This is a genomic window from Sphingobacterium sp. UBA7253 (genome assembly GCF_002472745.1).
Lineage (GTDB): Bacteria > Bacteroidota > Bacteroidia > Sphingobacteriales > Sphingobacteriaceae > Sphingobacterium > Sphingobacterium siyangense.
The window spans coordinates 45,734-46,438 of sequence record NZ_DKSP01000115.1 but is presented as its reverse complement, the minus strand read 5'-3'; the positions used below and the strand labels follow the sequence as shown (position 1 = coordinate 46,438).

Annotated in this window: 1 protein-coding gene; it reads right to left on the bottom strand. The window is 38.0% G+C overall.

Annotated elements, in window-relative coordinates:
• The coding region (locus B2X72_RS11370) for a TetR/AcrR family transcriptional regulator (RefSeq protein WP_286849646.1) at positions 1–384 on the bottom strand (384 nt) is incomplete at its 3' end.
• Positions 385–705: the final 321 nt, after the last annotated feature.

Genomic DNA, 705 nt, shown 5'->3' with positions numbered 1-705 from the left:
AATAACTTTTTGCTTCGTCTTATCCTTCAAAAAGGTGTTAAATTGAGATTTAAGCAATTCTTCTATCAAGGAGATACTGATGGAGCCCGGGTTTGTGATCATTTGTTCCAATACGCCCTTGTCTCCGATTTGCCAGAAATCTTTTTGTGTTAGGTAAGCTTCCACCAGTTGATCGAGACCGCCAAAATAATTCCATATTAATGCTTTGTTCAGTCCACATTCCAAAGCAATATTAGGCCCATTCAATGCATGGTATCCTTTTTTCTGAATTACCTTTCCGACAGCAGCGATCATTCGCGCCTTGGTGCGTTCCTTGTCGCGAATAGGACCGGAAGTTACCTTTCTTTCTTTTTTAGGATTATCCTCAATTACTTTCTTTTTCATGCGAATAAAATCATTTTAACGACGAAGCTTTCCTGGGTACCTTATATTCGTCAGTTAATGAACAAATTTGGGACCATGAAGTTTTCATTAGGGTAGATATGTTTGTTTTCCGAACCAATATCTACAATTTAGCTGGTAAATGCAAGAAAATCAAGCAGCAGATTTTTATTTACACTATAATTTGACTGATTCGATAAGCTTTTGAGTTTCCCTTATTCTTTTGGCTGTAGAACTGGAGCGTATTTGGTGCTGTCGGCGCTGTACGCTGATTGCGATTCACTTGCCATTGGGAAAATAGATAGGCAATAAAAAAGGGATTAT